Below are 20,992 nucleotides of genomic sequence, written 5' to 3'. Positions count from 1 at the left end.
ACTACCAGCCCTCACGGAACTCGACGGCCTCGTGAGCCAGGCCACTGACGAGCTCCTCTGACAGTCGTTGCTGAACGTCGGCCAGAGTCACGCCCGGAACGAAGTCCCGCACCTGGCACATCGTCATGCCCGCGTAGCCACAGGGGTTAATGCGCTGGAAGGGTTCCATATCCATATCCACGTTCAGTGCCAGCCCGTGAAAAGAGCAGCCCCGGCGAACGCGCAAACCAAGGGAGGCAATCTTGGATTCTCCCACGTAGACGCCGGGCGCATCCGCCCGGGGTGCAGCCTCCACACCCAGGCCTGCCAGGGTCCGGACGATCGCCTGCTCGATCTCATCCACCAGGGAGCGTACGCCCAGCTTCTTGCGGGTCAGGTTGATCATCAGGTAAATCACAAGCTGACCTGGGCCGTGATAGGTTACCTGCCCACCTCGATCAACCGGGATCACCGGAATATCCCCCGGGGCGAGGATATGCTCTGCCTTGCCCGCCTGGCCCTGGGTGTACACCCGGGGATGCTCAAGGCACCAGAGCTCGTCCGCCACACTGTCATCCCGGTCGGCGGTGAACGATTTCATGGCCTCCCAGGTTTCCAGATAGGGCTGTTCCCCCAGGGATCGGACAATCAGGTCGGCCATGGCGATCAGAGCACCATGTGCACGCGGCCACTGGCCTTGAGGTCTTCGAACAGGGCTTTCAGTTGCGCTTCCCCGGTTGCAACAATTTTGAGCTGTACCGAGGAAAACCGGCCCTTGCTGCTGTCGTTAACCGTGATATCCGTTTCACTGATCCCGGGCGCATGCTGCTCCACAACCTCCACGACGAACTCGGTGAAGTCCGGCGCAGCGTTGCCGATGACCTTGATCACATAGTCGCATGGAAACTCGATTTTTGGTGCTTTCGGCTGACTCATGCCGCTTTACTCCCCGGGATCATCATCACCTTACTGAAATAACTGAACAAAAAAGAGCTTGATCGCGTCCCAGATGCGTTTGAAGAAGCCACCTTCGGGAACTTCGGTCAGGGCCAGCACCGGCTGGTCCACCAGCACTTCTCCGTTATAGGTTACCCTGACCCGTCCCAGCTCATCCCCAACCTTGATGGGTGCTTTGATGACAGAATCAAGGTCTACGGTAGACTCCAGATCGTTTCGGGAACCGCGAGGAATGGTGACGAAAACGTCTTCGGTCATGCCAACGGAGAGCTGATCTGACTGACCGCCCCAAACGCGGGCTTCAATCAGTTCCTGGCCAGACCGGAACAGGCGCTCACTCTCGTAGTAGCGGAAGCCGTAGTTCAGCATTTTCTGAACTTCCTGGGCCCGGGCCTGCTCACTGCTCGTCCCCATGACGACTGCAATCAGTCGCGTGTCATTGCGCTTGGCAGAGGCCACGAGGCAGTAGCCCGCCTCCTCGGTATGACCTGTTTTAAGCCCATCAACGCTATCATCGCGCCACAAAAGCGTATTGCGATTTGGCTGCCGGATGTTGTTATAGGTGAAGTGCTTCACCGTATATAACGGGTAGTTCTCCGGATAGTCATAAATGATCGCCTCGGCCAGAAGGGCCAGGTCATGGGCCGTTGAGAAATGATCTGGAGAAGGCAGCCCTGTTGCATTCTCGAAATTGGTATTCTTCATGCCCAGAATCTGAGCCTGCTGGTTCATGATATCGACGAACGCATCTTCACTGCCGGCAACAAATTCAGCCAAAGCGACCGAGGCATCGTTGCCCGACTGAATGATGACGCCCTTCAAAAGATTCTCCACCGAGACGGACGACCCCTCCCGTACAAACGTCCGGGAGCCTTTTGTTTGCCAGGCTTTGACACTGATGGGAACCATGTCGGACATGGCGATGCGACCTTCATCGAGTTCCCGCTCGACGATGTAGGCCGTCATCATCTTGGTCAGACTGGCCGGAGGCAGGCGCTCATGACTGTTCTTCTCCATGATGATCTTGCCACTCGCTGGGTCCATGAGGACATAAGAGCTGCCGGCAATCTGGGGCGGCGAAGGTATCAGTACTGACTGGGACATCGCCTTGCCGGACAGGGCGAGCATCAGAACAAAGACAACGGATAATGTTCGAAGAGTAGGTTTCAAGGCCATGGGTCCATTCATTCGTCGTTAGGTGTGTTTCTTTTATAGGCGTCTTTTTCTGGCACGCTTAGTGCGAATCCGTCAGCAGGATCGACTGATCGAACCCACGGGCCTCAAGAAGGCTCTGGGTTTTCCTGGCGGCATCTTCATCGCTGAACGGGCCTACCTGAACTCGATGAAAGCGCCCTGAGGACGTATCAACGGCCCGAACCCGCATTGGATCTTCCAGCACGGCCCGTACCTGGCTGAGTAGTTTCTCGGCTGGATCCCGGCTGCTGAACGAGCCCAGCTGTACGAACAATGACCGGTTCGTCATTGCCATATCACCACTCGCTTTCACGCGGCTTTCAGCCTGTCCCCCAGAGCCTCCGGGTGAGAAAGGCTTGCCGGCGAGGAACATGGCACCATCGGGCCTGACCGTAATGGCAGCGACTTCCACCCGGGCGGTACCGCGGGCCTGGTACCCCAGCTTCTTGGCCGCAGCGTAGGAAAGATCGATGATCCTGTCACTGTGGAACGGCCCCCGATCATTGACCCGGACAATCACAGAACGGCCGTTATCAAGATTCGTTACCCGGGCATACCCGGGTATCCGCAGGGATTTATGCGCCGCGGTCATGGCGTACATGTCGAACGTCTCGCCATTTGAGGTTTTGTGGCCGTGGAACTTCTCTCCGTACCAGCTCGCCGTGCCCCTGGCCACATACCCGTCGTTACTGTCGACTACGTGGTACTGCTTGCCCCAGACCTTATAGGGCGATTTGTTACCAGCCGTGCGGGGAACCTCATACACCGGTACCGCATCGTCAAGCCCTGAGACATCGAAGTTGCCCGAAGGTGCCCTGTCGGTCGCCATGGTGTAACGGGACGAGTGATCCGTTTCCGGGGCTGACGCACAGCCGCTGAGAATCAGCGCCGCAACAACCACCAGCAGGAGAGAAAATGAAGGCTTGCAGTTCACTGTCCGGAGTTCCTCTTGACCACGTTGGCCACCATCATCGGGTTTCCGGCGGCCCATTCTTTATTGTAACGGGTTATCCGCCGGAATCACCATTACCCGATCGCCATGGTAGCGGGCCCCGGTCAGGCGCCAATCATTCGCCGATGGGTATGAATTGACATTAAAACGCCGAACGCTGCCATCAGGGTGACACCCGAGGTGCCACCATAACTGATCAGGGGTAATGGCACACCAACCACCGGCAAAAGTCCACTTACCATCCCGACATTCACAAAAATGTAGATAAAGAACGTCATGGTAAGCGCCCCGGCCAGGAGACGACTGAACGAATCCTGAGCCGTTGCAGCGATGTACAGGCATCTGAGGATAATCAGGAAATACACGGCCATCAGAATCAGCATGCCGACAAATCCGAACTCCTCCGCCAGCACGGCGACGATGAAGTCCGTATGGCTTTCAGGCAGAAACTCGAGATGTGACTGGGTACCCTGCAGCCAGCCTTTACCATCGATCCCGCCCGAGCCTATGGCAGTCTTGGACTGGATGATGTTCCACCCTGCACCGAGGGGGTCACTTTGCGGATCCAGAAGCGTGAGCACCCGCTGCTTCTGGTATTCCCTCATGACAAAGAACCACATCAGCGGCGCCGACACCGACACCATGGCCACGAACGCCGCAATCAGCTTCCAGCTGATACCGGCAAAAAACACGACAAATATGCCGGCCAGGCCAACCAGCAGGGAGGTCCCCAGATCCGGCTGTTGCATGATCATGACCATGGGCACCAACACAATAGCGAGTCCCACGGCCACATGCCGCAACCTTGGCGGCAGGAAATGCCTGGACAGGTACCAGGCCGCCATCATCGGCACCACCAGTTTCATCAACTCAGAAGGCTGAAATCGGGGTAGCCCCGGAATCGCCAACCAGCGCTGGGCGCCCTTGGCACCCACGCCCACCAGCATCACTGCAACCAGAGCGACAATACCAACCGCGTACAACCAGGGTGCCCAGCGACGAAAGACCGAGGGGTCAAGCTGGGCAAACACCAGCATCACCACGAATGCCACGCCCAACCGGATGCCCTGCGCCTTGACCACCTCAAGGTTGCGGTCAGCCCCGCTGTAGAGCACGAACAGTCCGCCGGAAACCAGCAGGATGAGCAACAGTAACAGGATCGGATCCAGGTGCAGCGCGGTCCAGATACTCCGCTGCCGGCCAAGGGGATTGCTTGCGGTTGAGTCCAGTAACGCCTTGAACGCCATCAGTCGGCCACCTGTGCTTCAATGTCGCTGACAAGCGCACCATCTGCCTGCCCGTATTCGAGCAGCCAGGAGTCAAACAGGGCGCGAGCCACCGGAGCCGCGGTACCACTGCCGCTACCACCGTTTTCGACAATCACAGCAACCGCTATCTGCGGGTTATCGGCAGGCGCAAAGCCCACAAACAGGGCATGGTCACGAAGCCTCTCACGGATTTCTTCCTCGTTATACTCTTCATCCTCTGCGAGGCTGAACACCTGGGCCGTTCCGGTTTTTCCTGCCATTTTGTATGGCGCACCGCGACCGGCACTGCGGGCAGTACCTTTGGCGCCGTGCATCACTTCGACCATGGTATCCACGACGTATTCCCAATCCTCAGGATTCTTCAGGGTAAGCGGCTCGTGGGTCTCGGCGGGCAGAAACTCCTCCACTGGCCGATCCCCCTTGATGTCCTTCAGAAGTCGCGGCTCCACCCACCGGCCCCGGTTGGCAATCAGGGCAGTTGCGGTGGCCAGTTGTAACGGTGTGGCAAGCATGAACCCCTGCCCGATACCCATATTGACGGAATCACCCGGATACCAGGGTTCGTTCCGGACGGCCCGTTTCCAGTCCCTGGAGGGCAACAGACCGCTAAGGGCGCCGGAAACGTCGAGCGTCGCGTCTTCCCCAAACCCGAAGTGGGCGAGATAGCTGTACATGGTGTCGACCCCCATTTCCACGGCAATTTCGTAGAAATAAACGTCGCACGACTCCGCAACCGCATCCATCAGATCCACCCAGCCATGGCCCGTCCGCTTCCAGTCGCGCCAGACACGGCCACCCTCTTTGAGCCGGAAGTGTCCCGGATCCCACATGGTGTAATCCCGGGTGGTGGCCCCGCTATCAAGGGCTGCCACTGCGAGCATCGGTTTTACCGTTGAACCCGGCGGGTATTGACCCCTCAGGGCCCGATTGAACAGGGGCTTGTCCAGACTGCTACTCAGTTCCCGGTAATCACTGACGCCGATGCCGGTGACAAATTTATTAGCGTCAAAGCCAGGCACACTGGCAAGCGCAAGAATGCCTCCGGTAGCGGGCTCAATGGCAATGATTGCGCCCCGGCGCCCCGACAGGAGTTCGTGGGCACGCTGCTGCAACCGTAGATCCAGGTGAAGCTGCAGGTCCTCTCCGGGTGTGGGGTTCTCCCGTTCGAGGACCCTCAGCGTCCGGCCCCGGGCGTTGGTTTCCACATGCTGATAACCCACGTGACCGTGGAGGACTTCCTCATAGAACCGTTCGATGCCTGATTTGCCAATGTAGTTGGTCCCGGCATAATTGACCGGATCGATACGTTGCAGCTCGTCCCTGTTGATCCGCCCGACAAACCCCAGGGCGTGGGCCGTCAGTTCGCTGTGCGGGTAAAAGCGAACCAGCTCGGCCTTGACTTCCACCCCCGGAAGCTCATGACGATGGACCGCCAGACGGGCCATTTCCTGCTCATCAAGATCGTAACGGAGAGGGATTTCCTGGAACGGGCGACGGGGTTCCTGAAGCCGGCGCTGAAAGCGCTCCCGGTCTTCTTCAGAAATATCAAGGATCGTGCCGAGCTGACCGAGGGTATCGTCCATACCACGAACCCGTTCAGGCACCAGTGTCACACTGAAAACGGGTCGATTTTCCGCCAGCAGGGCATCGTTGCGATCGTATACCAGCCCACGGGGCGGAGGAACAGACTGGACCTGCACCCGGTTCTTGTCAGAGAGGGTTGTGTATACCTCATGCTCCACAACCTGTAACTGGTACATACGCGCCAGCAGACCGCCAACGGCCAGCACCACAAACACCAGCATCACCACAGTCCGGCGCTGGAAAAGCCGGCGTTCCGCCGCCGTATCCTTGAATTCGCCCCATGGCATAAACGCCCCCTAGGCCCTGTGGTATGGGTGGTTGCGGGTGATCGACCAGGCCCGGTAAAGCTGTTCGGCCAGCACAATACGCACCAGAGGGTGAGGCAAGGTGAGCGGTGACAGGGACCACTGCTGATCGGCTCGCTTCCGGCAGTCTTCCGCCAGCCCATCAGGGCCACCCACCAGGAAGCTGACATCGCGGCCATCCTGTTGCCAGCTCTCCAACTGATTGGCGAGTTTTTCCGTCGACCAGGGACGACCACCGACCTCCAGCGCAATCACCCGGTCTTTCGGACCAGTGGCCGCCAGAATAGCGTCGCTTTCTCGCTGCATCAGTCTGGGAATATCGGGATTCTTGCCCCGGTGGGCAACCGGGATTTCAACCAACTCCACGGGCAACTCCGGCGGCATGCGGCGGGCATAATCTCCGAACCCGGTACTGACCCAGTCGGGCATTTTCTGCCCCACGCAGATCAGACGTAGCCGCATGATTACTCGCTGCCCGCAACACCAAGATCCGGAGCATCACGCCAGAAGCGCTCCAGATCGTAAAACTCTCTTGTGGCAGGCATCATCACGTGAACAACCACATCACCAAGATCCACCAGAATCCAGTCGCTGACACCGGCACCCTCAACGTTGCTTGCACGCACACCCTGCTCCTTGGCCTCAACAACGACCGAGTCAGCAAGGGATTTAACATGTCGGTTGGACGTTCCGGAGGCCAGAACCATGAAGTCGGTGACACTGGTGCGGTCACGGACATCGATCACGCTGATGTCCTGTGCTTTCACATCTTCAAGCGCATTAATTACCAGATCTTTCAGTTGCTCTGCCTGCATAATCACCCTGTTGGACGGGCGTTTGCCGGTATGGCCGCCCGAAATGTCATATTCAGACGCGATTGTAGCACTAAAAGTTCCCGTCGGGGCATGCACCATACAGCCCCAGGCGGCGAATTTCTGCCCAGACTGGATCGGGCATCAGGTAACGGGGCGAACGGCCATCGCCAATGCGCTCCCGTATGCCAGTTGCGGAAATATCCAGAAGTGGCGGATCCAGCTCCAGAAAGGCACCACAGGGTCGGCCACGCAAGCACTCCGGGGCGGCCACACCCCGTTCTGCCAGCAGCCGGGCTGGCTCACCAGATGGATCCAGCGCAGGGCCAGGCCGACGAACCACCACCACATGGGCCAACTCCGGAATCTGCTGCCATTCCCGCCAGCGATCGAAACCGGCGAATGCATCCGTGCCAACCACCATAGCGAGGGGCTCATCAGGCCCAAGTTCAGCCCGAAGCTGGCGTAGAGTGTCCGCGGTGTATGACGCGCCCTCCCGCGCCAGCTCCCGGTCATCAATCCTCAACTGGGGCTCATTGGCGACGGCCAGCCGCAGCATCTCCAGGCGCTGACCCGAGGAAGCCCCGGTCTGGCCCCGGTGCGGCGGAATATGACAGGGCACCAGGCTGACGTATTCCACGCCGAGACGATCACTGATTTCCAGGGCCAGCCTCAGGTGGCCATGATGGACCGGATCAAAGGTTCCGCCATAAATCACATGCATGGGCATCAGGTCCGGACATGCCCGTCGCCAAAGACCACGTACTTCTGGGACGTAAGACCCTCTAGCCCCACTGGACCCCGGGCGTGGATCTTGTCGGTCGAGATGCCGATTTCAGCCCCCAGGCCATATTCAAACCCATCTGCAAAGCGCGTTGACGCATTGACCATCACCGAGCTGGAGTCCACTTCGGTGATAAACCGGCGGGCCCGGGTGTAGTTCTCGGTAACGATGCTGTCCGTATGCTGGGAGCTGTAGCGGTTGATGTGATCGATGGCGCCGTCCAGCCCTTCGACTACCCGCACCGCCAGCACCGGAGCCAGGTATTCGGCCTCCCAATCCGCCTCGGTGGCCGGGACAACCCCTCCGACAATTGCGCGGGTCTGCTCGCAGCCCCGCAGCTCCACGCCTTTTTCAATAAAGGCCCGGGCCAGGAGGGGAAGCATGTCTTCGGCGATTTCCGAGTCCACCAGGAGCGTTTCCATGGTATTGCAGGTGCCGTAGCGGTGAGTCTTGGCATTAACCGCCACTCTCAGCGCCTTCTCCGGGTCGGCATGGCTATCGATGTAGACATGACAGACACCATCGAGGTGTTTGATAACCGGTACCCGGGCATCACGACTGATACGCTCGATCAGCCCCTTGCCACCGCGGGGCACAATGACGTCCACATAGTCCGGCATGGTGATCAACTCACCCACGGCCGCGCGATCGGTGGTCCTGATCACCTGCACCGCATTCTCGGGAAGCCCCGCTTTGGCCAGGCCCTCGGAAATACAGCGGGCAATGGCCTGATTGGAATGTATCGACTCCGAGCCACCCCGGAGGATGGTGGCATTTCCGGATTTCAGACAGAGACTGGCGGCTTCAACGGTCACGTTCGGGCGGGACTCGTAAATGATACCGATCACCCCAAGCGGGACCCGCATCTTGCCAACCTGGATGCCGGAAGGGCGGTAGGCCATGTCGGTAATGGCACCAATTGGGTCCGGCAACGACGCCACCTGGCGCAAGCCCTCGATCATGGTATCGATTCGCTGGGGCGTGAGTTCCAGCCGGTCCAGCATCGCCGCATCCAAACCATTTTCGCGGCCCCGTTGCAGATCCTTGCCGTTGGCCACTGACAGCTCCTCCCGGGCCGCATCCAGAGCCTCAGCCGTCGCAAGTAGCGCCTGATTACGCTCCGCGGTGGTCGAACGAGCCACTCTGGTTGCCGCTGCACGGGCCTGCTGCCCTACTTCAGCCATGTACGCTGCAATATCCATCCAAATACCTTTCTGTTTTCAACCGGAATCGGGAATAAGTGCCTAACTTTACCTTTCCCGTTTCAAGTACGCATCCCAAACAGATATTATACCGCTGCGATATGCCATACTCGGAACCTTAAGGGCTCCTTAGGGAAGGTTATTTCAGGGAGTTGAGGAAAAGGAAGGACACCATGGCCCAGATGGCCGAAAAATTCCTGTTAAGCAAGTTGTCGCGGGCAGGCTTCGTGGCTCTGATCGCCATCGCGATCCTCTGTGGCGCACTCGGTGAGCCCATGGTTGCGGCTGCAGCCGCCGCGGCCGCAGGCATTGTGATTGCCGGCAAAACATTCCATCCCAACCGGATAAACCAGCCCTGGCCCCGGGTCCAACAAGTTTTCTTTGTGGTTCTCCTGCTGATTCTGCTGGCCAGCTTCTGGACCGGCCCGTGGATCCTCAGCCACTGGCTGTATGCCCTTCCCCTGGTTGCCTTTGCCCTGGTTCCTCCCGCTGCCGCGGCACTGGTGACCCTGGCAATTGTTGTTCTGGCGATGATCGCCACACAGTGGGCTTTCGGCCTCGCGGACCGTCACCAGATGATCAGCGCCTTCCTGCTGACCGTTCTGCTCTCGGGCCTGCTGGTGTTTCTGCGCGATTACAAAACCCGGCAACTGGCTCCGTTACGCCGGACCGATGAACTGACCCAGGCCGCCAGCCGGGAATACCTCTCCGCCGACCTGCACAAGGAAATCCAGCGCAGCGAAAGGGAAGGCACGGACATGTCCCTTATCATGATCGGATTGGACACCCACCTGAGCGATAATGATCCGGATGAGGATATTCGCTCGATACTTCCGCGGATTGGGCGCTACCTGCACTCCCAGATACGCGATTTCGACACCTACTACCGCGTTGCAGACCTGCAGTTTCTGGTGATTCTGCCGGGCATTTCCACCAGCGAAGCCATCGCGCGGGCAGAGACCATTCGCAAGGGGTTGGCAACACTTCTGGAATCCCACGGCCTGAATCTGACCGTCAGTACCGGCATTGCCGGACTGAACATCGGCGACGACGCCAACAGCCTGCAACAGAGTGCAGCGAATGCCCTGCGCCGGGCCCAGCAGCAGGGGGGCAACCGAAGCCAGGCCTACAGTTCCTGGTCACAGCCGGCCCAACCGAGCCAGCCACAGGCACAGGGGCCGGTATCATGACAGAGACCCGCCTCAGAACCTGGACCCACGCCTTTGGCTACAGCATCGCCTGCCTGTTCATTTTCACCCTGGCCATGCAGAACCTTCGTTATGGCTTCTACGAACTGTTCTACCTGGCCTCTGGAATGGCCGTTCTGACCCTGGCTGGAGCCATTTACACGATTATCTGTCGTCGGCATCAGCTGTCAGCGCCCGGGCACCTGGTCATCCTGTCTGGCCTGAACAGTGGCATGCTGGCCGCGCTGCTGACCATGGATGCCCCCGGCATCAGCCATTGGGCCATGCCTCTGCTGGTACTGAACCTGCTTATCCTGCCATTGCGTCAGGGCGTGGGGCTGTCCCTTTTGCTGCTCGTACCCATGTCGATCATCCTCGTTCTGGGGCAAGCGCCGGCTGATGCCATCACCATCACCGGAGGGCTGTTCATTCTTCTGGCGGTCGCGGCCCTGTATATCTGGCACTACGACCACATGGCCCAGTCGGCAGAAGACCTCGCCATTACCGACCCGGTCACGGGTGCTCACAACGCCCGCTTTCTGGATGAAACACTTCAGAAGGAGATCAGCCGTGCCATTGCCACGGGGCATTGCCTGTCTGTCATTGATCTGAGTATCGATTATGCGGATGAGGTGGCGGATCTCCACGGCAGGGATAAGGTGCAGGGTCTGTTCCGTGATATGACCGAACACCTCTTCGGAGTGATTCGCGCCGGCGATACACTTTACACCCTCAACGATTCGGAATTTTTCCTGATCCTGCCATTCACGCCGGAAGAAGGCGTGAGGGTGATTGCCGAACGAATTCGCCGAACCATCGCTGAACACAACTGGCCCGTGGTGGGCAAAGCAACGGTAAGCCTCGGTTGCACCACCCGCGGCAGCGGCGACACCCGGACCGACACGCTCCGCAAACGGGCCCATCAGGCCATGGAGGAAGCCCGCAGACGAGGTGCTGATTCGGTCTGGTTCAGCCCCGGTGAAACCATCGAAACATGAGCAGTGCCTGGCTTAACGAGCTGTCGGCGTGGCTGAGCCTCCATCCCGGCTGGCTGGCGCTGGCCCTTTTCGCGACCGCTTTCATCGAGTCCCTCGCCATAGCCGGCATTATCGTCCCCGGTGTCGCCATCCTGTTTGCAGTGGCCGTACTGGCCGGAGAGACCGGCATGCCCCTGCCGGAAGCCCTGCTCTGGACAGGGCTTGGCGCTGTTGCAGGTGACACGGCGAGCTTCGGTCTCGGTCGCCTCTTGCAGGGCCGCCTGACCACGGTCTGGCCGCTGAGCCGTTATCCGGGGATTATCGACACCGGAGAGCGTTTTTTTAACCGCCATGGGGGCAAAAGCGTAATCATCGGGCGCTTCGTAGGCCCGGTACGACCGGTGATTCCACTCATTGCCGGGGCCCTGATGATGTCCTGGCGTCGCTTTCTGGCTTTCAACGTTGGCTCGGCCATCGCCTGGGCACCGGTCTATATTTTTCCGGGCTTTCTGGTGGGTAGCGCCCTCGCCAGCCAGATCAGGCCTCCTGCACACTTCTATGCCGTGATCGGAATCAGCCTTGCCGGGCTGACGGTGGTCTATTTCGTGCTTTTGCGGTTTCAGCTGGGGCTCGGGGAAACGAGTCGTTTCTACCAGTGGCTGAAGCAACGGATGACCCAATACGAAGCCACGAACCGGTTCTGGCGCCTGTACACCAATCAGCGCCCCGCCAGGGAAGGCGAGTTTCCCCTTGCCTCCTTCATGCTGGCACTTGGAGCCTCCGCACTGCTTCTGATCTGGGGGCAACTGGCCACGGCAACAAATCTGCTGGATGATTTCGACCAGGCCACTCTTCATTGGTTCGAGCAACTCCGCCAGCCCCTGCTGGACGGCCCTTTCATTGTCATCACACTGCTTGGTGATGCCCCGGTGCTGATCGCGGCCGGCGCACTGGCCTGCGCGGCCCTGCTATTCCGGGGCTATTATGCCGCTGCCATCCATATTCTGATGGCCGCTGCTGTGACCGTTGTGCTGGTTTGGGGCCTGAAATCCCTGCTCGGGGTTCCGCGGCCGGAAGAAGTGATCGGGCCGCCGGATTCCGGAGCCTTTCCCAGCGGTCACACGGCGGGAATTACGGTGCTTGTAACCCTGCTTGCAAGTTTTGTTGCTGGTGAAAGCCGGCACCGAAAGCGCTGGCAGTATTATGTCCTGCTTTCACTACCACTGGTGCCCGTGGCTCTGAGCCGCCTGTACCTGGGGGTTCACTGGTTCACCGACGTGATTGGAGGGCTGTTGCTGGCACTGGCCGTCACCGGGGCGGTGCGGGCCAGTTACAGCCGGTATGACAAGGTACCTCTGGCACCCGATGTAACCATCGCGGCTGCCACCGCACTATGGCTGGTGTTTGCGGGAGGCTATATCACGCTTTCCTGGGACCAGGCGGTCACGAATTTCCGGCCTGTGGACTAGAGGCTTCAGCCTTCCTCCAACGCTTCCAATAACTCCTGAAGCCTGCTGAGCCGCTCCAGCGGATCCTGCAACTCCACGAGCTTCTGTTTCTCCTGTTTGTCCAGGGGAAGCAATTCTGTAAGGCGCCAACCAACGTCCCGGGCATCGCCATAGTCAACGTCCATGTTCAGATCCCGGATTACAGGGTGCCGGAACAACGCCTTGAGCACTGAGGGTAACTCCGTGAAACGCTCCGGCACTTCGCTTTCCGCCTCTTCAATCAGGCACTCCACGTCGCCAACGTTCAGCCCGTCTTCCTGCTGCCAGCTGCGGACCACGGACACCTTTGACTCGCCTTCAACGGTAATCCCAAGAAGACCGTTTTCAAGCTGCTGGAAATCGATGATCCGCACATAGGTTCCGATATCATAGAAGGATGCCGTGCGCCCGGCTTCCCCACCTTCCTGCAACAGCACCACGACAAAACCCCGATCCTCCTTGAGACAACGGGTCAGCATGTCGATGTAGCGGGGCTCGAACAGCTGCAAGGGAATCCTCCCCCTGGGCAGGACGATTGAGTTCAGGGGGAACAAGGGTACATTCATAAGTGCAACAGTCACCGGTAAGCAGACTCCAAAGTTTACACAGTCCCGACAATTACCGGATGGACAGCAATTGCTGAACTTCGTCGACTCGGGCCCTGGCCTCCGTCAGAAGCTGCAAACTGCGGGAGGCATTGAGTTCGAGCTCGCCCAGACGCTGATACGCAGGCACCTGATCGAACGGGGGTAACTCGGCATTCTGGCTGGAACCGATCATCGAATGCAATTGCGCCACAATAACCACATCCACCAGTTGGGGCGACGCCTCACGGCATTCATAGCCCCAGTCTTCGGCGTGGCGGACGGCTTCAACGAATGCCGGCGGGAACGACCAGTTCTCCAGAACTGCAGTACCCACCTCCGCTCTGAGCTCCCTGATAGCGTGGCTCAGATTGGCCTCGTCGGCAAAGAGATTCACATGATGCTCTGCCTGAACAAGTACCGGGACCACACCGATATCATGGAGCAGGCCTGCCAGTAACGCCTCTTCAGGGTTGAGCTGCGTGGCATGATCCGCCAGCACCCAGCACAATGCCGCCACTTCCCGGGAATGCCGCCAGAGCTTTTCCATTTCTTTCTGCAACGCTGCCTGGCGGGTTTTGAACACCTCCCTCATGGAAAACACGGTCACCAGCTGACGGGTCGTGCGCATGCCGAGGCGGACAACCGCCTCCCGGACATTACGGACATCACTGAAACCGCGATACAGGGGGCTGTTGCAGGCGCGCACCAGCTTGGCGGCCATGGCCGGATCGGCAGACACTGCCAGCGCCACCTGATCCGCCGTCGACTCCTCACGGTCAACCGCCCGCCGGACTTTCCAGGCCACATCCGGAACACTGGGGAGCTTGACCTGATTCGATCTCAGCTCCGACAGGAACTCCATCAGCAGGTGGTGCTCCTCGCTTTCGATGCCACCGGTGCCTTCACCGGAATCCATTTCGACCTGTTCTACCGGTGCCGAGCGCAGGAGCTGGTTGAGGATTTCCTGCTCAACTACCAGGAACTCGCAGGGCTTTACCGCCGTGACGTCGTACATCCTGGGTTGAAGCCGGGCAATGGGGTTATGGGCCTTTTCAGTCTCGGCTTCTATAACCGATTTGCGACCGTCCACAGACTCCAGCTCTACCTTACCTGCGATCAGGAAGAAGTCGAGGCCATCCCGGACGCCACGCTCCAGAACCCGCTGTCCGGGGCCATGGGTTCTTCTCTCGGCACGGCTGGCAAGCAGAACCAGTTGATCATCCGTCAGCCGATTCAACGGCTGAAACTCTTTAAGGCGACGAAGCGGCAGGCTTTCCTGGCCAGCCATAGGCATACTCCTTGTCGGTTCAAACCGGAAAATAAGTTGGCAAGTCTGTTAACTATTGTAAACAGCGACCCGGAAAACAACCATGCGCCTCGAGTCTAATCTGGTATCCTCTGTTTTTTGCTCATTGCCATCAGGTAACAACAGAGAGAACAGAACACCATGCCTCAGTATCGTTCGCGGACATCCACCGCAGGCCGCAACATGGCCGGCGCCCGCGCCCTCTGGCGCGCTACCGGTATGAAAGACGGGGATTTCGGCAAGCCCATTATCGCGGTTGCCAACTCCTTCACCCAGTTCGTGCCAGGCCACGTGCACCTCAAAGACCTGGGCCAGCTGGTGTGCCGCGAAATCGAGGCCGCCGGCGGCGTTGCCAAGGAATTCAACACCATTGCCGTGGACGATGGCATCGCCATGGGCCACGACGGCATGCTGTACTCCCTCCCCTCCCGGGAAATCATCGCAGACTCCGTAGAGTACATGGTCAACGCCCACTGCGCCGACGCCCTGGTGTGCATTTCCAACTGCGACAAAATCACCCCGGGCATGCTCATGGCCGCCATGCGCCTGAACATCCCAACGATTTTTGTCTCCGGCGGCCCAATGGAAGCCGGCAAGACCAAGCTGTCGGAGCACAAGCTGGACCTGGTGGACGCCATGGTCATTGCGGCAGACCCCAACGCCTCCGACGAGCAGGTGGAGGAATATGAGCGCAGTGCCTGCCCTACCTGCGGATCCTGTTCCGGCATGTTTACCGCCAACTCCATGAACTGCCTGACCGAGGCCATCGGCCTGGCCCTTCCCGGCAACGGCTCGCTGCTGGCCACGCACGCTGACCGGGAACAGCTGTTCCTGAAGGCTGGTCGACAGATTGTGGAGAATGCACGCCGCTATTACGAACAAGACGACGCCAGTGTACTGCCTTTGAGCATTGCCTCGATGGCGGCCTTTGAAAACGCCATGGTCATGGACATCGCCATGGGCGGCTCAACCAATACCATTCTCCACCTGCTGGCGGCGGCCCAGGAGGGCGGGGTTCCCTTTACCCTGAACGAAATTGACCAGCTTTCACGCCGGGTTCCGCAACTGTGCAAGGTGGCCCCCAACTCACCCAAATATCACATGGAAGATGTCCACCGGGCCGGTGGTATCATGGGCATTCTCGGCGAACTGGAACGGGGCGGCCTGATCAACACCGATCTTCCCACCGTGCACAGCAAGACCATGAAAGAAGCCCTGGAGACCTGGGATATCATGCGATCGCCGCCCACCGAAGTGGTCGAATTCTACAAAGCCGGGCCCGCCGGCATACCCACCCAGACCGCATTCTCCCAGAGCACCCGTTGGCCGACCCTGGATGGCGACCGGGAAACCGGATGCATCCGGTCGGTTGAGAACGCCTACAGCTCGGAGGGAGGCCTCGCGGTACTGTATGGCAATATTGCCCTGGACGGCTGCGTGGTCAAAACCGCGGGCGTGGACGAGAGCATCTACGTGTTCGAGGGCAAGGCACGGGTATTCGAGAGCCAGGATACCGCCGTTGCCGGCATCCTCGCTGACGAGGTCCAGTCCGGCGAGGTCGTGATTATCCGTTATGAGGGGCCCCGTGGCGGCCCGGGCATGCAGGAAATGCTCTACCCGACCAGCTACCTGAAATCCAAGGGGCTGGGTAAAGACTGCGCCCTCCTGACCGACGGGCGTTTCTCCGGCGGCACTTCCGGCCTGTCCATCGGCCATGCGTCGCCAGAAGCTGCCGCAGGAGGCGCCATCGGGCTGATCGAAAACGGCGATACCATCCGAATCGACATCCCGAACCGGACCATCAATGTCGAGCTGGACCAACACGAACTGGATCGTCGCCGGGAAGCCCGGGACGCCAAGGGCTGGAAACCGGAATTGCCCCGGGATCGCAAGGTGTCGGCAGCGCTTAAAGCCTACGCACTGCTGGCCACGAGTGCCGATAAAGGTGCCGTTCGGGATCTCGACAAGCTCGACTGATCATCGGGATCGCCAACCGGCAAAAAAGCCCGGCGGGGAAACCCGGCGGGCTTTTTCAGTTCATTTGATCCCGATTACCAGAGCGACCAGCCGCCGTCTTCCTCCTCCTCAATAGCGTCGTCCTGCTCCGGCTCCGGGGCGGAGGCTTCTGCCGAGGAAGCGGCCGAATCCTGCGTGGTTGCGCTGGAGCCACTGGCAGACTGTGCTGGCGCCGACGCAGCAACCTGAACTGAAACCATGCCCAACGCTTCCTTGGTGGCGTCATCCAGGTTCCCTGTAGCCTGGAGGCCGTTATCCTGCTGGAATCGGGTCAGTGCGGACCGGGTCGAGTCATCCATTTGCGGGGTGACATTGGTAATGTCGTAACCGGCTCCGTAGAGCGCATTCTTGAGTGCAACGATCTCATCTGCGAAAGCCGCAGGGGCAAAGCCCAGTGTGACCGCCAATCCGGCCGCAGCGGCCAGGCGTCCCAATCGGGTAGTTGCTTTTCTCATGGTACTCACCTGCTTGACTCCTGATATCTCATCGATATCCGTTTCTTTCTTGTTATGTGGTGCCTATCTCCACAGGCTGGGGCAAACGCCTAAAAGCCTACCATACTTTTGTCGCATGTCGCCTTACTCGACATCAGGGCTCGCATCCCGACCTTGCTCAGACTCCCCAACCGCTGCGGTGCCCTGTGAAGCATGGGCCTCCTCACTGAATTCGCGTATGAAAATTCCCCAGAAAGCCATGAACAGGGCTGCAACCAGCGGCCCCATCACAAAACCATTGATACCAAACATCACGATGCCGCCGAGGGTCGAAAGCAGCACGATATAATCCGGAAGCTTGGTATCCCGACCAACCAGTACCGGACGAAGCAGATTATCTGCCAACCCGATGACCACCACGCCAAATAGCGTCAGCACCACCGCTTCGATCACATCTCCAACTGCGGCCAGGTAGATGGCGGCTGGCACCCAGACCAGCGCTGCACCCACCGCAGGCAAAAGCGATACGATCGCCATCACCACACCCCAGAGCAAGGCGCCACTGATTCCGAGGACCCAGAATATCAGCCCCCCCAGAGCCCCCTGGATGATGGCAATCAGCAAGTTACCCTTCACAGTGGCTCGGGTAACTTCGGCAAATTTGGCAAACAACAACCTTTCGCGTTCATCCCCAAGTGGCAGGGCCCTGATCATCAGTTCCACCAGTGCCTTCCCGTCACGCAGCAGGAAAAACGCCAGATAGACCATCAGAGCAAGCCCCAGAAAGAACTGGAAGGTATTCTGGCCAAGACCGAACGCCTGTTTCGCGAGGAACTGACTGCCGCCCACAAAGGCATTGACGATCCGATCCCGCAACTCACCGAAGTTGATGTCAAACTGGGCCAGAAACGCCTGAATTGCCGGGAAAGACTGATTGACCCGATCGATGTACTCCCCCGGACGCAGCTCACCACTCTGGATTTGCTGGTAAATCGCAACGCCCTCAGCCACCAGAGAGGTGATCAGAACAAGGACGGGAATCACCACGATGAACATACAGATGCACAGTGTAATCAGGGCATTCACGTTGGGCCGTTCACCCAGCTTGCAAACCAGCATCTGTTGCACCGGATGAAAAATCAGGGCAATGGCAACCGCCCAGAATATAGGCCCGAAGAAAGGTTTCATGAGAAACACAAAAGCCAGGGAGACGCCCACCAGCAAGGCCAGAAAAGTCCGTGTTTCAAGTTTTGCGTACATAGTTCCTGCTGTTCCCCAATCATGGTTCCGGAATTCCACAAGTCACTCTAGCCTACCACGCTGGCGTGGCCACTGTAGCTCTCTTCGGGTTATAGTGAACGGTTATTGATCAACTACTTGACAGGTCGTGCGGTTGGAACTGGAAACCTTCACCATCGAAACTGCTCTGGAAGCTGCCACGCAGTTGCGTAAAGTACTGGCTGCCCGAACTCACCGGCGCAAGGTGATGGGCCAGGAAGTCATGGTGCCAGGACAGCTCGGCGAGGCGCTGCAGCTGCCGCGCATCATTAACCGGCTTCAGAGCAAACAACAGAAACAACGCGAGCTGGGCCTTGAGGACTTCCAGGAGCTCTGGCCCACGCTGTCGCCACAGACACGGGAGAGAGTCCTGGGGGCGATTGGCTGGTATGACCCCAAGGAGCTCGACTGGGACGACAAGCGCTCCAACCGCCGGCCACTGGTCGATCCTGACAGTTGAGCCGTATAAACGGGCATCCCGACTTTGAAATGTCATACTCGGCCCATATGTTGGGCAGTATCAGGAGGATATTTATGACTGAACAACAACATTACACGGCAATTCTGGCTGAAGGCAGTGCGGTTCCTACCCTGCTGTGCGGTCACTGCCGCTCAATTCTTTCCAGGGCCCGGATTTTCCGGAACGAAGGTAACCAGCATCAGGATATGGAATGCCAGACCATCGGCCTTTGCTCAGCCGACGATTGCGGCGCCGTCAATTGCTGCGATCAGGCCCTGGCCCGCGTTGACAACCCCGAACGCCTGTTTGGCATTGCGTCCTGATTCAAAGCGGCAACGCTCTGTTACGCAACTCAAACACACAAATTTTCCATCTGCTTTATCCTGATCTTCGACGATTGTATTAGGGCATTCCGCTTACCGGATGTCCCCCGGCAATCACGCAACCAATCAGTCAGGACAGTCGATGGCATGCGTATTCTGAGAACCGATGAAGCCCGCTTCGCAGGTCTTCCGGACTACCCTTTTGCTCCACACCATCTCGACGTAGAACCCGGGCTCCGGATGCACTACGTTGACGAGGGCCCGCGGACTGGTTCGCCGGTACTCATGCTCCATGGCGAGCCATCCTGGTCTTATCTTTACCGGCACATGATTCCCCTGGTGGCAAACGCAGGGCATCGGGTATTGGCGCCGGACCTGATCGGCTTCGGCAAATCCGATAAGCCGGCCTCGGTTGCGGACTACAGTTATGGCCGCCATCTGGCATGGCTGGCCAGTTGGCTGGAACAGCTGGATCTCACCAACATCACCCTGGTGTGCCAGAACTGGGGGTCACTTCTTGGCCTGCGTCTGGCGGCAGAGCACCGCCAGCGCTTCAGCCGTATTATCGTGGGGAATGGTATGCTGCCAACCGGCGAGGCACCTGTTCCTGCGGTATTCTCCATGTGGAAGGCCTTTGCCACCCACAGTCCCTGGTTTCCGGTTGGGCGCATTGTACAACTGGGCACTGACCGTACGCTGAGCAAGGCTGAAATTGCTGCCTACGAGGCGCCTTTCCCGTCGGCAGAGTTCAAGGCAGGAGCCAGAGCATTTCCGAAGCTGGTACCGACAGAACCGGGCACTCCTGACAGCGACGCCAATAAGGCCGCCTGGCAGGTTCTGGAAAAATGGAAAAAGCCGTTCATCACCTGCTTCAGCAATGGCGACCCGATTACACGAGGCGGCGACAGGCACATGCAGCGCCGGATTCCAGGCGCCCATGGCCAGCCCCACATCACTCTCCGGGGCGGGCACTTCCTGCAGGAAGACTCACCGGAAGATTTCGCCCGCATCATAATTGATGCCCTGAAATCGGAAATGGCGGCGTAAGCCGCCCCTACTCCTAGCCGAAAACAGTTACCGTCTGCCTGCTCAGGGCCACGAGTTCACCCTCAGCTGTCCATATCCCGGCCTGAGTGTGACCGTAACCGGCTCCCGCCTGGTCTATCGAGACCTTGTAAAGCAGCCAGTCGCCTGGCTCGATGGCGGGCCTGGGATGCATGATATCCAGGGCCCAACTCAGGGAGCTGGTCCTCACTCGCTGCTTCACATAAGGCAGGACCGCCGGCGGCCAGGCATCAACCAGGGCAATGATATGAGCATCGGAGAACATTTCCGGGTTTTTCCGGAACTGCATCCAGCCGCCAAGTTCGCGGCCACCCTTGCCACTGAACGGCAGATTACCGAACGCCCAGCGCATCTCGATCTGCCGGATAAATTCCGGGGTAACGCCTTCGATATAGTCCAGTCCCGGACACTGGCTGACCGGAGTCGCCTCAGGCGCCGGCAGAGCATCTACCTGCACCTCTGAATCCCGGTCTCCGCCAAAGCTGGCCAGGCAAACCAGCCGGGTCTCACCATTCTGGACAATGCGCCCCTGCACCTGACTGACCGCCTTACCCTCGCGGAGAATTTCGGCCTCAAAGCTGGCAGGTACTTCCGGCTCCACCGGCCCCACAAACGACACCTGCATCGACCGCATGGCCCGGCCCTCGGCAACAAGTTTCTCCATGCGCTCAAACATCAGGGCCGCCGTCAGCCCACCGAACGTCGCCCTGCCCTGGGACCAGCTCCCGGGCATAACCAGTTCCTGACTGCCCTGAGCCGCCCGCAATAATTCGTCAAAGGTCATTTCATGTTCCTGTTAGCAACCTATCGGGATAGTTACGAAGACTGCCGAAGA

22 protein-coding genes are annotated in these 20,992 nt (G+C 59.0%); 7 read left to right on the top strand and 15 right to left on the bottom strand.

What is annotated here, in order from left to right; all coding sequences use genetic code 11:
* Window position 1: 1 nt before the first annotated feature.
* The 10 genes from lipB to ACESMK_RS16405 form a co-directional block, all read right to left on the bottom strand.
* On the bottom strand, window positions 2-640 hold the full coding sequence (gene lipB / locus ACESMK_RS16450) for a lipoyl(octanoyl) transferase LipB (RefSeq protein WP_373001107.1): 639 nt from the start codon (window positions 638-640) through the stop codon (window positions 2-4).
* A gap of 5 nt (window positions 641-645) precedes the next feature.
* Window positions 646-915, bottom strand: a complete 270-nt coding sequence (locus tag ACESMK_RS16445) for a YbeD family protein (RefSeq protein ID WP_069183958.1) — start codon at window positions 913-915, stop codon at window positions 646-648.
* A 30-nt stretch (window positions 916-945) separates the two neighbouring features.
* Window positions 946-2,112 carry a D-alanyl-D-alanine carboxypeptidase family protein gene (locus tag ACESMK_RS16440; RefSeq protein WP_373001105.1) on the bottom strand — a complete coding sequence of 389 codons (1,167 nt, stop codon included), beginning with the start codon at window positions 2,110-2,112 and terminating at the stop codon, window positions 946-948.
* Between the two features lie 58 nt (window positions 2,113-2,170).
* On the bottom strand, window positions 2,171-3,064 hold the full coding sequence (locus ACESMK_RS16435; RefSeq protein ID WP_373001103.1) for a septal ring lytic transglycosylase RlpA family protein: 894 nt from the start codon (window positions 3,062-3,064) through the stop codon (window positions 2,171-2,173).
* A 122-nt stretch (window positions 3,065-3,186) separates the two neighbouring features.
* On the bottom strand, window positions 3,187-4,329 hold the full coding sequence (gene rodA / locus ACESMK_RS16430; protein ID WP_373001101.1) for a rod shape-determining protein RodA: 1,143 nt from the start codon (window positions 4,327-4,329) through the stop codon (window positions 3,187-3,189).
* Window positions 4,329-6,221: a penicillin-binding protein 2 gene (mrdA, locus tag ACESMK_RS16425; RefSeq protein WP_373001099.1), complete on the bottom strand. Its 1,893-nt coding sequence runs from the start codon at window positions 6,219-6,221 to the stop codon at window positions 4,329-4,331. The genes rodA and mrdA overlap by 1 nt, the downstream gene beginning before the upstream one ends.
* A gap of 9 nt (window positions 6,222-6,230) precedes the next feature.
* Window positions 6,231-6,701 (bottom strand): 23S rRNA (pseudouridine(1915)-N(3))-methyltransferase RlmH, encoded by a 471-nt coding sequence (gene rlmH / locus ACESMK_RS16420; protein WP_373001097.1) that lies wholly within the window; start codon window positions 6,699-6,701, stop codon window positions 6,231-6,233.
* A gap of 2 nt (window positions 6,702-6,703) precedes the next feature.
* A complete protein-coding gene (gene rsfS / locus ACESMK_RS16415) occupies window positions 6,704-7,054 on the bottom strand; it encodes a ribosome silencing factor (RefSeq protein WP_088829597.1) in 351 nt (116 codons plus the stop codon).
* Window positions 7,055-7,124: 70 nt separating this feature from the next.
* Complete coding sequence (gene nadD / locus ACESMK_RS16410) at window positions 7,125-7,775, bottom strand: nicotinate-nucleotide adenylyltransferase (protein ID WP_373001095.1); 651 nt, start codon at window positions 7,773-7,775, stop codon at window positions 7,125-7,127.
* Between the two features lie 5 nt (window positions 7,776-7,780).
* Window positions 7,781-9,037 carry a glutamate-5-semialdehyde dehydrogenase gene (locus tag ACESMK_RS16405; RefSeq protein ID WP_373001093.1) on the bottom strand — a complete coding sequence of 419 codons (1,257 nt, stop codon included), beginning with the start codon at window positions 9,035-9,037 and terminating at the stop codon, window positions 7,781-7,783.
* A 173-nt stretch (window positions 9,038-9,210) separates the two neighbouring features.
* Here ACESMK_RS16405 and ACESMK_RS16400 point away from each other — a divergent pair, with 173 nt between their 5' ends.
* The 3 genes from ACESMK_RS16400 to ACESMK_RS16390 are packed head-to-tail and all read left to right on the top strand — an operon-like array spanning window position 9,211 to window position 12,670.
* Window positions 9,211-10,227: a GGDEF domain-containing protein gene (locus ACESMK_RS16400; protein WP_373001091.1), complete on the top strand. Its 1,017-nt coding sequence runs from the start codon at window positions 9,211-9,213 to the stop codon at window positions 10,225-10,227.
* The gene (locus ACESMK_RS16395; protein ID WP_373001089.1) at window positions 10,224-11,222 is read left to right on the top strand and encodes a GGDEF domain-containing protein; all 999 of its coding nucleotides are present in this window, start codon (window positions 10,224-10,226) and stop codon (window positions 11,220-11,222) included. Before ACESMK_RS16400 ends, ACESMK_RS16395 begins: the two co-directional genes overlap by 4 nt.
* A complete protein-coding gene (locus tag ACESMK_RS16390) occupies window positions 11,219-12,670 on the top strand; it encodes a bifunctional DedA family/phosphatase PAP2 family protein (RefSeq protein ID WP_373001087.1) in 1,452 nt (483 codons plus the stop codon). Before ACESMK_RS16395 ends, ACESMK_RS16390 begins: the two co-directional genes overlap by 4 nt.
* 5 nt (window positions 12,671-12,675) lie before the next feature.
* On the opposite strand, the gene ACESMK_RS16385 is transcribed toward ACESMK_RS16390, so the two are convergent.
* Window positions 12,676-13,254: an LON peptidase substrate-binding domain-containing protein gene (locus ACESMK_RS16385; RefSeq protein ID WP_373001085.1), complete on the bottom strand. Its 579-nt coding sequence runs from the start codon at window positions 13,252-13,254 to the stop codon at window positions 12,676-12,678.
* Window positions 13,255-13,306: 52 nt separating this feature from the next.
* A complete protein-coding gene (locus tag ACESMK_RS16380) occupies window positions 13,307-14,563 on the bottom strand; it encodes an HDOD domain-containing protein (RefSeq protein WP_373001083.1) in 1,257 nt (418 codons plus the stop codon).
* Window positions 14,564-14,722: 159 nt separating this feature from the next.
* On the opposite strand from ACESMK_RS16380, the gene ilvD reads away from it, so the two are divergent.
* Complete coding sequence (gene ilvD, locus ACESMK_RS16375; RefSeq protein ID WP_373001081.1) at window positions 14,723-16,558, top strand: dihydroxy-acid dehydratase; 1,836 nt, start codon at window positions 14,723-14,725, stop codon at window positions 16,556-16,558.
* Window positions 16,559-16,632: 74 nt separating this feature from the next.
* Here ilvD and ACESMK_RS16370 read toward each other — a convergent pair whose 3' ends face one another.
* Window positions 16,633-17,052: a peptidoglycan-binding domain-containing protein gene (locus ACESMK_RS16370; RefSeq protein WP_373001079.1), complete on the bottom strand. Its 420-nt coding sequence runs from the start codon at window positions 17,050-17,052 to the stop codon at window positions 16,633-16,635.
* Between the two features lie 123 nt (window positions 17,053-17,175).
* Window positions 17,176-18,291 carry an AI-2E family transporter gene (locus ACESMK_RS16365; RefSeq protein WP_373001077.1) on the bottom strand — a complete coding sequence of 372 codons (1,116 nt, stop codon included), beginning with the start codon at window positions 18,289-18,291 and terminating at the stop codon, window positions 17,176-17,178.
* Window positions 18,292-18,418: 127 nt separating this feature from the next.
* Here ACESMK_RS16365 and ACESMK_RS16360 point away from each other — a divergent pair, with 127 nt between their 5' ends.
* The 3 genes from ACESMK_RS16360 (at window position 18,419) to ACESMK_RS16350 (ending at window position 20,139) form a co-directional block, all read left to right on the top strand.
* Complete coding sequence (locus ACESMK_RS16360) at window positions 18,419-18,769, top strand: hypothetical protein (RefSeq protein ID WP_373001075.1); 351 nt, start codon at window positions 18,419-18,421, stop codon at window positions 18,767-18,769.
* A gap of 74 nt (window positions 18,770-18,843) precedes the next feature.
* Window positions 18,844-19,092, top strand: a complete 249-nt coding sequence (locus tag ACESMK_RS16355; protein ID WP_373001073.1) for a hypothetical protein — start codon at window positions 18,844-18,846, stop codon at window positions 19,090-19,092.
* Between the two features lie 147 nt (window positions 19,093-19,239).
* Window positions 19,240-20,139 carry a haloalkane dehalogenase gene (locus ACESMK_RS16350; protein WP_373001071.1) on the top strand — a complete coding sequence of 300 codons (900 nt, stop codon included), beginning with the start codon at window positions 19,240-19,242 and terminating at the stop codon, window positions 20,137-20,139.
* Window positions 20,140-20,152: 13 nt separating this feature from the next.
* Here the strand turns inward: ACESMK_RS16350 and ACESMK_RS16345 are convergent, their stop codons facing one another.
* Window positions 20,153-20,941: an acyl-CoA thioesterase gene (locus tag ACESMK_RS16345; protein WP_373001069.1), complete on the bottom strand. Its 789-nt coding sequence runs from the start codon at window positions 20,939-20,941 to the stop codon at window positions 20,153-20,155.
* Window positions 20,942-20,992 lie beyond the last annotated feature (51 nt).

The sequence above is a fragment of the Marinobacter sp. genome, from assembly GCF_041687235.1.
Lineage (GTDB): Bacteria > Pseudomonadota > Gammaproteobacteria > Pseudomonadales > Oleiphilaceae > Marinobacter.
Note: the sequence above shows the minus strand (reverse complement) of the source record. Positions and strands in the feature narration are given on the sequence as shown.

Coding starts and splice junctions, on each gene's coding strand:
- ACESMK_RS16355 (WP_373001073.1), top strand. CDS start 18,844: ATGACTGAACAACAACATTACACGGCAATTCTGGCTGAAGGCAGTGCG.
- lipB (WP_373001107.1), bottom strand. CDS start 640: ATGGCCGACCTGATTGTCCGATCCCTGGGGGAACAGCCCTATCTGGAA.
- ACESMK_RS16445 (WP_069183958.1), bottom strand. CDS start 915: ATGAGTCAGCCGAAAGCACCAAAAATCGAGTTTCCATGCGACTATGTG.
- ACESMK_RS16365 (WP_373001077.1), bottom strand. CDS start 18,291: ATGTACGCAAAACTTGAAACACGGACTTTTCTGGCCTTGCTGGTGGGC.
- ACESMK_RS16395 (WP_373001089.1), top strand. CDS start 10,224: ATGACAGAGACCCGCCTCAGAACCTGGACCCACGCCTTTGGCTACAGC.
- ilvD (WP_373001081.1), top strand. CDS start 14,723: ATGCCTCAGTATCGTTCGCGGACATCCACCGCAGGCCGCAACATGGCC.
- ACESMK_RS16440 (WP_373001105.1), bottom strand. CDS start 2,112: ATGGCCTTGAAACCTACTCTTCGAACATTATCCGTTGTCTTTGTTCTG.
- nadD (WP_373001095.1), bottom strand. CDS start 7,775: ATGCATGTGATTTATGGCGGAACCTTTGATCCGGTCCATCATGGCCAC.
- ACESMK_RS16380 (WP_373001083.1), bottom strand. CDS start 14,563: ATGGCTGGCCAGGAAAGCCTGCCGCTTCGTCGCCTTAAAGAGTTTCAG.
- ACESMK_RS16370 (WP_373001079.1), bottom strand. CDS start 17,052: ATGAGAAAAGCAACTACCCGATTGGGACGCCTGGCCGCTGCGGCCGGA.
- ACESMK_RS16405 (WP_373001093.1), bottom strand. CDS start 9,037: ATGGATATTGCAGCGTACATGGCTGAAGTAGGGCAGCAGGCCCGTGCA.
- ACESMK_RS16385 (WP_373001085.1), bottom strand. CDS start 13,254: ATGAATGTACCCTTGTTCCCCCTGAACTCAATCGTCCTGCCCAGGGGG.
- rodA (WP_373001101.1), bottom strand. CDS start 4,329: ATGGCGTTCAAGGCGTTACTGGACTCAACCGCAAGCAATCCCCTTGGC.
- ACESMK_RS16350 (WP_373001071.1), top strand. CDS start 19,240: ATGCGTATTCTGAGAACCGATGAAGCCCGCTTCGCAGGTCTTCCGGAC.
- ACESMK_RS16345 (WP_373001069.1), bottom strand. CDS start 20,941: ATGACCTTTGACGAATTATTGCGGGCGGCTCAGGGCAGTCAGGAACTG.
- rlmH (WP_373001097.1), bottom strand. CDS start 6,701: ATGCGGCTACGTCTGATCTGCGTGGGGCAGAAAATGCCCGACTGGGTC.
- mrdA (WP_373001099.1), bottom strand. CDS start 6,221: ATGCCATGGGGCGAATTCAAGGATACGGCGGCGGAACGCCGGCTTTTC.
- ACESMK_RS16390 (WP_373001087.1), top strand. CDS start 11,219: ATGAGCAGTGCCTGGCTTAACGAGCTGTCGGCGTGGCTGAGCCTCCAT.
- rsfS (WP_088829597.1), bottom strand. CDS start 7,054: ATGCAGGCAGAGCAACTGAAAGATCTGGTAATTAATGCGCTTGAAGAT.
- ACESMK_RS16400 (WP_373001091.1), top strand. CDS start 9,211: ATGGCCCAGATGGCCGAAAAATTCCTGTTAAGCAAGTTGTCGCGGGCA.